At 63.3% G+C, this 5,230-nt stretch carries 7 protein-coding genes and 1 pseudogene; all 8 read left to right on the top strand.

What is annotated here, in order from left to right; genetic code table 11:
* A pseudogene (locus AC30QB_RS21445) lies at positions 1 to 422 on the top strand (hypothetical protein); the annotation flags it as partial.
* A gap of 31 nt (positions 423 to 453) precedes the next feature.
* Positions 454 to 1,182, top strand: coding sequence for a methyl-accepting chemotaxis protein (locus AC30QB_RS21440; protein ID WP_489548307.1), 729 nt, complete (start codon positions 454 to 456; stop codon positions 1,180 to 1,182).
* Positions 1,179 to 1,763 carry a hypothetical protein gene (locus AC30QB_RS21435; protein ID WP_489548306.1) on the top strand — a complete coding sequence of 195 codons (585 nt, stop codon included), beginning with the start codon at positions 1,179 to 1,181 and terminating at the stop codon, positions 1,761 to 1,763. The genes AC30QB_RS21440 and AC30QB_RS21435 overlap by 4 nt, the downstream gene beginning before the upstream one ends.
* A 64-nt stretch (positions 1,764 to 1,827) precedes the next feature.
* A complete protein-coding gene (locus AC30QB_RS21430; RefSeq protein ID WP_489548305.1) occupies positions 1,828 to 2,196 on the top strand; it encodes a response regulator in 369 nt (122 codons plus the stop codon).
* 5 nt (positions 2,197 to 2,201) lie between these two features.
* Positions 2,202 to 2,810: a hypothetical protein gene (locus AC30QB_RS21425; RefSeq protein ID WP_489548304.1), complete on the top strand. Its 609-nt coding sequence runs from the start codon at positions 2,202 to 2,204 to the stop codon at positions 2,808 to 2,810.
* On the top strand, positions 2,807 to 4,225 hold the full coding sequence (locus AC30QB_RS21420) for a sensor domain-containing diguanylate cyclase (protein WP_489548303.1): 1,419 nt from the start codon (positions 2,807 to 2,809) through the stop codon (positions 4,223 to 4,225). Before AC30QB_RS21425 ends, AC30QB_RS21420 begins: the two co-directional genes overlap by 4 nt.
* Positions 4,226 to 4,227: 2 nt before the next feature.
* Positions 4,228 to 4,593 carry a response regulator transcription factor gene (locus AC30QB_RS21415; RefSeq protein WP_489548302.1) on the top strand — a complete coding sequence of 122 codons (366 nt, stop codon included), beginning with the start codon at positions 4,228 to 4,230 and terminating at the stop codon, positions 4,591 to 4,593.
* 256 nt (positions 4,594 to 4,849) lie between these two features.
* Positions 4,850 to 5,104, top strand: a complete 255-nt coding sequence (locus AC30QB_RS21410; protein WP_489548301.1) for a hypothetical protein — start codon at positions 4,850 to 4,852, stop codon at positions 5,102 to 5,104.
* The last annotated feature ends 126 nt before the right edge of the window (positions 5,105 to 5,230 follow it).

Here is a 5,230-nt window from a genome sequence, read left to right as displayed (position 1 = left end):
ACGACGGCAAGCTGTGGATACGCCTGCGCGATGACGGTCAGGGCCTGGCCATCGCCAAGATCCGCCAGCGCGCCGCCGAGCAAAACCTGCTCACCCGGGGCCAGAAGAGCAGCGACGACGAGGTGGCCCAGCTCATCTTCCGCTCGGGCTTCTCGACAGCCGAGCAAGTGACCGAAGTCTCGGGCCGCGGTGTGGGCATGGACGCGGTGCGGGGCTTCTTGGAAAAAGAAGGCGGCTCCATCGCCATTCGATTCCTTGACGACCGCGAAGACACCGACTACCGGGCCTTCGAGACCGTGATCGCCTTGCCCGACAAATACGCCGCCTCGCTCAGCGCGGCCATGTCATTCGATGCCCTGCGGGCACGTTTGCTGGTGGACAAGGCCAGCCCGGGCTTCAGCTTGGGCGCCAACGGCCGATAGACATTTGGAACCTTCCGACCAAACCCATGCCATGACTCTTTCAATTGCACTCTTCGCGCTCGGGCTGGTCGCCGGTACCCTGGCCAGCCTGTGGTGGGGGCGCAAGCGCACCGCGCTGGCGGTAGAGGCGACCCGACGCGCCGTGGCCAGCGAAGTTGAGCAGGCCGCGCAGCTGAGCATCGCCGAGCTGGCGCAGCAACTCGACGAACTGCGGCGCGCCGGCGAACGCGATCGCGCCGGCTTGCAGACCCAAGCCCACGAGCAGCAGCGCGCGCATGAGCAGATGCTGAGCCGCGCCACCGGTGGCGTGAAATCGCTGCGCAACCACGCGCAGCAGGGCTACGACCAGTTGAGCGCCACCATCGACAAGCTGCTGGGCCTGATCGAGACCTTTGAGCGCTGGAACGCCGAGCTCAACCAGTTGCTGCAGCACAACCGCGAAATGCATTCGAAGAACGACGAGTTTGCGCAGATCGTCAACCAGGTGATCATCGTGGCGCTCAACGCGTCGATCGAAGCGGCACGCGCCGGCGACCAGGGCCGCGGCTTCGCCGTGGTGGCCTCCGAAGTGCGCGACCTGGCCACGCGGGCCGACAAGCTCTCCAAGGATTACCGCAGCAACTTGTACAAGAACGACCTCATCACGGGCGCTACTTTCCAAGACCTGCAGGCCGGCGGCAAGATGATTGCCGGCGCGCTCAATGAGCTGCGCCTGTTGAACGGCAAGACGCGCCAGACCGTGATGGCGGAGGCGGCTTGAGCTCGATTCGCGTTACCGTCAGCGATCGCGCAAGGCTAGGCCTCGACCAGTTCGTGGCCCACGCGGTAAAGAGCGCCTTGGCACCGGCCGGTGCGGGTTGCGCGGTGGTGCAGGCTGACGACGCCGCAGGCCCCGCAAGCGGCCGCGAGGTGGTGATGCTCACCGTCTCGTCGTACATGTTCCGCGTGCTGCTCTTCATGCACTTCGACCGCAGCGCCGCCATGCGTGCGCACCTGGCCTCTCTTGGCAATGTGGCGGTGGAAACGATGGACGACGAGCGTTTTGCAGACGACCTGATGGAGCGCGGCAACCTTTGCTGCGGCGCCCTCAACCGCGACCTTTCGGTCTTCTTCCCGCACATCGGCATGTCCACGCCCTGCATTCTCAAGCGCAGCTCGGTCGACCATGTGGGAGCGGTGCACCCGGTGCTCACGCGTCGCTACCGAGCCGAGCTCGGTTCAGGGGTGGAGATGCACTTCACGCTGGCAGTCTGTGCCTTCGCCGACCTCGACTTTCCCTACGAGCCGCGTGCGGCAGAAGAAGTGGAAGAAGACACGGCTGGCGAACTGGAGATGTTTTGAACATGACCGCAAGCCCCCTCTCCTTCTGATCGATCTGTATCTCTACCCATTCAAGAGGTCAAACATGGCACAAATTCTGGTTGTTGACGATTCGAGCACGGTGCGCGTCGAAGTGAGCGACTTTCTCAAGAAAGCCGGCCTGGTCGTGGAAACAGCCGTGGACGGCCGTGACGGCTTGACCAAATTGAAGGGTGACCCCAACATCAAGCTCGTGGTCAGCGACGTCAACATGCCCAATATGGACGGCCTGACCATGGCCGAGAAAATCCGCAGCGAGCTGAACAACGCAGCGGTCAACATCATCATGCTGACGACTGAAAACTCACCCATCATGAAAGAGCGTGGCAAAGCCGCCGGCATCAAGGGCTGGATCGTGAAGCCGTTCAAAGGCGACGCCGTGCTCGCCACCTTCAAGAAACTGGCCGGAGCCTGATCACGATGGACACCTACAAGCCGAGCGGCGCCACCGAGGCGAGCGCGCACCCGACTGTGCAGCAGCTCGGCACCTTGCTGCGAGAAGCGTCTCGGCTGCAGGCCATCCAATACTTCGACGACGCGAGCGTCACGGTGGCGCAGCCCGAGGCTGATTTGCAGCTGGGCCAAGTGCTGCGCCGCTACATGTCGCTCGTCATTCTCAACAGCCGCGATCTGCGCATCGTCTTGAAGCTGCATTTCGACCTCGACGACATGCAGGCCTACCGGCAGTCTCGCGGCGCGACAGGGCATGACCTGGAGCCAAAGCAAGTCATCGACTACCTGAAGGAGCTGAGCAACCAGGTTGGTGGCCGGGTGTGCAGGGCGTTCGACGCCCAGCAGTTGCCCATGGGCATGAGCGTGCCGCTGTGCACGCGCGGCATCTACGAAATCTATGCCGACTACAACGCCAAGGCAGGTGCGGTGGTCAAGGGAGGCGAGATGTGGCGCCTGAGCGGCGGCTTTGGCACGCTTTACTGCAGCTGCTATTGCGAGCTGCCCGCAGGCGCCGACTACAGCGCAGTGACCTGCGAAGACAACGACGCCGACACGGGCGAACTGGATTTCCTATGACCGCCCACAACGAGCTGCTGGCCTCACAGCGCATCCTCTCCATGCTGGAGGGGGCCTGCGAGCACAGCGAAGAGGTGCTCGACAACGTGCCCAGCGTGTTCGTGGTGCTCAACCACGAAAACCGCATCATCCGCAGCAACCGCATGTTTTGCGACCTGGTGGGTGAAACCATGGGCAGCATCCTGCACCGCGACTTCGCCTCGTTTTTCAACGACGAAAGCCGCGCACTCCTGCTGCACCACTTCCGCGAAGTGCGGGGGAGCTCCGACCCTCAGGCGCGTGCCAATGCCAAGCTGGAGCTCGAATGCGCCGGCGAAGGCGGCGCGGCCAAGCCCTTCTTCTGGCGCATGTCGCGCCTGCAGCACCCGGGTGCTGCCGAAGGCGCCGTCATCTCGGTGATCGGCAGCGACCTGTCGGAGCTCTATCAGTCAGAGCTCAAGTTGATGAGCATCTTCTCCAGCATTCCGCTCGGGCTGCTCATCATCGACCGCGACGGTGTGGTGATGGAAGTGCTGTCTGAGTATTGCCAGGTGTTGCTCAACCAGTCGAGCCTGAACGGCTGCTCACTGCCTGAGCTGCTGCGGCATGCCAATGAAGACCGCCGCAGTGAGATCGACCAGGTTTTCGAGCACTTGCGTGCTCACGCCAGCCGCCCGGCCGCCGACTTCCAGGCACTCGAGGCCAACGGCGATCACCTCGACCGGCTGCGCACCGGCGACGGCAGCGCACCGAGCGCGCAGGGCCAGCGCTGGATACGCGCACGCTTTCAGCCCATCGTCAAGAACCAGGTGGTCGAGCACTACCTGGCGGTGGTGGAAGACATCACTGCGAGCCAAGTGGCCCAGAGCGAGATAGCGAAAGCCGACTTGCTGGGCCGCCAGGCCAAGGCCTTGTATGAATGCGCGATACGCGACCCGTTGTCAGGCCTTTACACGCGGCTCTTCATGACCGACAGTGTGAGCCCGCTGCTGGCCTCTGCCAAACGCGGCAACCTGATGGAGCTTGCTGTCGTGATGCTTGACATCGACCATTTCAAGAAGGTCAACGACACCTTTGGCCACGACGCGGGCGACATGGTGATCCGTGCAGTGGGGCAGATCATCAAATCGTGCGTGCGCGACACCGACATCCCGATCCGCTACGGCGGCGAAGAGTTCGTGCTCGCGCTCCCCACTACCGACACCGGCGCCCCGGGTGGCGCCGCCGTCGCCGAGCGCATCCGCGCCCAGCTTGAGTCTTACTCCGTCGACATCGGCGGCGGCAGGAGCGTCAAGGTCACGACGAGCTGCGGCGTGGCCTACTGCAACGAGAACGACACCCTCGACGGCCTCATCCAGCGCGCAGACAAATACCTGTACGAGGCCAAGCACGGCGGCCGCAATCGCGTGTGCGTGGAACAGACATCTGGAGCATGACCATGCCACGTATCCTGGTGGTTGACGACGCCTTTGCCATTCGCAGCGCCCTGCGCACCTTGCTGACCGCTAACGGCTTTGAAGTGTTCGAGGCCGAAAACGGCGAGCAAGGCCTGGAGGCGATCGCACGCCAACCCGTCGACCTGGTGATTTCCGACCTCAACATGCCCGGCATGGACGGCCTCACCATGTGCGGCCACATCAAGCAGCAAGGCCACAACGTGCCCATCTTCATGCTCACCACCCAGTCGAGCCCGGAGCTCAAGGCACGCGGGAAAGACAGCGGCGTGGTGGCATGGATCGTCAAGCCGCACAAGGACGACATCTTGCTCAAGGGCATACAGAAGGTGTTGAAGCTGCCGGGTTGAACTGGGTTGGTTGTGCTTGCGCACTGCTCTGTCCGTTCAGCCCGTTTAGCCCGCTGCCCGTTCAACCCATTCAATCTGCTCAGCCCGCTCAGCCCGCTCAGCTCGCTCAGCCCGTTCAATCCGTTCAATCCGTTCAGCCTGAGGTATCGAAGGCCCGCTCCTTCTGTGCCGCTTCGCGTGGTTGTTTCTACCTGGCTTGCCCGACGGCGCCGGGTAGTCGCCCCGGCGGGCGAGTCACTTTCATTTGTCGCGCCAAATGAAAGTAACCAAAGCAAAGGCGCTCTCCATCTTGCTGTACGGCTACGGCTACAGGCTACGGCCTGTCAACGCCATGCTGAAGACAAGCCGCACACCTGCTGCGATTTCTTCACCACTCGCCTCGCTGCGCATCGGCTGGATGGAGCCGATGCGCAGCGAGGCGTCTGGTGTTGCTGGTGTTTCATCTCCCCCTTCGGACGAGCTGAGCAGCACAGGGCTTTGCGGGGCGCGCGCAGCGCGCATCAACCTCTGACTTCGGGCAGCTGTTTGAGCGCAGCGGCCGCAGGCCGCGTAGCGAGTTCTGCCCGACCCGCAAAGACCGAGCAGCGCAAGGCAGCCCTCGCACCGCGAGGGCCGAGTCGGCAGGGGTCGCTTCTTT

Source organism: Rhizobacter sp. (genome assembly GCF_046595475.1).
In the GTDB taxonomy this organism is placed as follows: domain Bacteria; phylum Pseudomonadota; class Gammaproteobacteria; order Burkholderiales; family Burkholderiaceae_C; genus Rhizobacter.
This window is presented reverse-complemented; position numbering and strand designations above follow the sequence as displayed.

Coding starts and splice junctions, on each gene's coding strand:
- AC30QB_RS21440 (WP_489548307.1), top strand. CDS start 454: ATGACTCTTTCAATTGCACTCTTCGCGCTCGGGCTGGTCGCCGGTACC.
- AC30QB_RS21420 (WP_489548303.1), top strand. CDS start 2,807: ATGACCGCCCACAACGAGCTGCTGGCCTCACAGCGCATCCTCTCCATG.
- AC30QB_RS21410 (WP_489548301.1), top strand. CDS start 4,850: ATGAAAGTAACCAAAGCAAAGGCGCTCTCCATCTTGCTGTACGGCTAC.
- AC30QB_RS21415 (WP_489548302.1), top strand. CDS start 4,228: ATGCCACGTATCCTGGTGGTTGACGACGCCTTTGCCATTCGCAGCGCC.
- AC30QB_RS21425 (WP_489548304.1), top strand. CDS start 2,202: ATGGACACCTACAAGCCGAGCGGCGCCACCGAGGCGAGCGCGCACCCG.
- AC30QB_RS21430 (WP_489548305.1), top strand. CDS start 1,828: ATGGCACAAATTCTGGTTGTTGACGATTCGAGCACGGTGCGCGTCGAA.